Annotated in this window: 3 protein-coding genes and 2 pseudogenes; 3 read left to right on the top strand and 2 right to left on the bottom strand. The window is 75.4% G+C overall.

The window, feature by feature from the left end:
* A pseudogene (locus KBX39_RS34165) lies at positions 1–90 on the top strand (FmdB family transcriptional regulator); the annotation flags it as partial.
* Between the two features lie 14 nt (positions 91–104).
* On the opposite strand, the gene KBX39_RS34160 reads toward KBX39_RS34165, so the two are convergent.
* The gene (locus tag KBX39_RS34160) at positions 105–524 is read right to left on the bottom strand and encodes a hypothetical protein (protein WP_312247516.1); all 420 of its coding nucleotides are present in this window, start codon (positions 522–524) and stop codon (positions 105–107) included.
* A 222-nt stretch (positions 525–746) separates the two neighbouring features.
* On the opposite strand from KBX39_RS34160, the gene KBX39_RS29825 reads away from it, so the two are divergent.
* Positions 747–1,154: a flagellar biosynthesis protein FlgA gene (locus KBX39_RS29825; protein ID WP_312247515.1), complete on the top strand. Its 408-nt coding sequence runs from the start codon at positions 747–749 to the stop codon at positions 1,152–1,154.
* Positions 1,155–1,167: 13 nt separating this feature from the next.
* Here KBX39_RS29825 and KBX39_RS29820 read toward each other — a convergent pair whose 3' ends face one another.
* Positions 1,168–1,344: a hypothetical protein gene (locus KBX39_RS29820; protein ID WP_166455806.1), complete on the bottom strand. Its 177-nt coding sequence runs from the start codon at positions 1,342–1,344 to the stop codon at positions 1,168–1,170.
* Positions 1,345–1,827: 483 nt separating this feature from the next.
* Between KBX39_RS29820 and KBX39_RS29815 the strand changes: the two are divergent.
* Positions 1,828–2,035, top strand: a pseudogene (locus KBX39_RS29815) (hypothetical protein); the annotation flags it as partial.

Raw genomic sequence — 2,035 nt, 5'->3', positions numbered from 1 at the left:
GTGCAGTCCTTCTCGGACGACCCGCTGACCGAGTGCCCGGCGTGTGAGGGGCGGCTGCGAAAGCTCTTCAACTCGGTGGGCATCGTGTTCAAGGGCTCCGGCTTCTACCGCACGGACTCCCGTACGTCCGGGTCCGACAACGGGAGCAGCGCCGCGAACAAGCCGGCCAAGTCCGAGTCGTCCTCGTCGTCCGGTTCGACGTCGTCTGGTTCGTCCTCGTCCGGTTCGTCGTCGTCCTCTTCTTCGGGGTCGTCGTCCGGTTCGGGTTCCGGCTCTGGTTCGGGTTCGGGGTCGACGGCGAGCAAGGCGCCGGCGGCGTCCAGTTCCTCCTGACCAACGCTTTCGCGCTCGTGGCCGTCCCGTTTCCGGGGCGGCCACGTTGCGTATGGCCGCCCCGCACGATGGAGCGCCCGCTCCCGACCACTCGCGCGCTGCTCACCACCTCGGCGAGGTTGCTGCATCAGCTCGCCCGGATAGCGCCACTTCCCCGAACTGGCGGCCCCGGCCACTCCGGATGTGACCACCTCCCCGAAGTGGTGGCGCCGGACCCCGCCCGGGCAGCGGTTGTGCACAGGACGGCGGGTTATCCACAGGGGCAAGCGGTGGGGCCGCGGGCGACGATGGCTCGGCCCTAGCCTGCGGGTCGGAAGGTTGGCCGACGGTGGGAGGCAGCGGTGGCGGGTGGCGAGGCGACGTTGCGTCCGGTCCGCTGGCGCGGATTGCCGCGACGCCGGACGCTACTGCGGGTGGCACTCGTCGCGGTGCTGCTGGGACTGGCCGCGGCGGTGCTCCAGACACCTCCGTCCTGCCAACCCGGGGCTCCCCCGGCCGCCTCGACAACGCCGGCCGGTCCGCCGCCCGACGGGCCACGCGCGTTGCCGGCCGGCGCGGTCGGTGTGCCGATCCGGCTGGCCGAGCCGGCCGCCCTCGCGGTGCTGCGTCCAGGTGCCCGGGTCGACCTGATGGTGGTGCCCGCCGGCGGGTCGGCTGACCCTACGCTGCTGGCGCCGCGTGCGCTGGTGCTCGACGTGGTCGGCGCCGCCGGGGCGGTCGACGGGTCCTCCGCGCTCTACCTGGCGCTGCCGCCCGACCAGGCGCGCCGGGCGGTCGGGTTGCCGGAGGGCAGCCGCTTCGCCGTGGTCGTACGCGGGTGACGCGGAGCCGCGGTCAGTCCCAGTGCGGCGGGCGCTCGGCGAGCAGCCAGTCGTCGTTGCCGCCGGGGCGCTCGCCCCAGCCGCGGTCGGTGTCGTCGGTGGTCTGTTCGGGCAGCACCACGAAGTCTTCGCTGAGGTCGACCACGCGGTCGTCGTCGCCGCGCGGTGCCCGGATGCCGGGGTCGGTCACGAGCAGCAACGATACCGCCGGAACGGCGGCCACCTCGACCCCGCGACGTCCGGCGCCGCCAGGGCTGCGATCGGGAACAGCCCGGCGCGGACTGCACCGTGATCCCGAACAGCCCGGCACGGACCGGGGGCAACCCTGAACGGCCACTCGATCTCGTCGGGCCCGGCAGCGGGTCGGAGCCCCGCCGCGCAAGAGGTACGCGCCGAGGTGTCGGTGTCGGGCGGCCGACCGGCCGGGGCGTTGGTAGCGTCGGACGGCGTGACGACGCCGAGCGGTGGCAGCCCCGACGACGAGACCTGGCGACGCCCGGAGCAACAGGCCACGGGCGAGGAGAACGACGCCGGGGCGTCCCGCCCGGGCGGGTCGGGCTCCGGCCAGGCCGCCCCAGGGCCTGTGGGCGACCCAGGGCCTGTGGGCGGCCCAGGGCCTGTGGGCGACCCCGCCGATTCCGGACCCGTGGGCCGCCCGGCCGACCACGGACCCGTGAGCCACCCCGCCGACCACGCCGGGTGGGACGCGCCCGGACCCGGCGAAGCCGGGAGCCAGCCGACCGGGGTCGGCGCCGCCGGAACGGGAGTCACCGCCGCCGACACCTCCGGGGCGTCCGGGCCGAACAGCCCGTGGTCGCGCGAGGCGGCCACCGAGAGCCCGTGGGCCAAGCCGGAGTCGGCCGGCGGCTGGACGGTGACCG

Origin of the sequence: Micromonospora sp. D75, assembly GCF_018070405.1 — a bacterium.
GTDB lineage: Bacteria > Actinomycetota > Actinomycetes > Mycobacteriales > Micromonosporaceae > Micromonospora > Micromonospora chalcea.
This window is presented reverse-complemented; position numbering and strand designations above follow the sequence as displayed.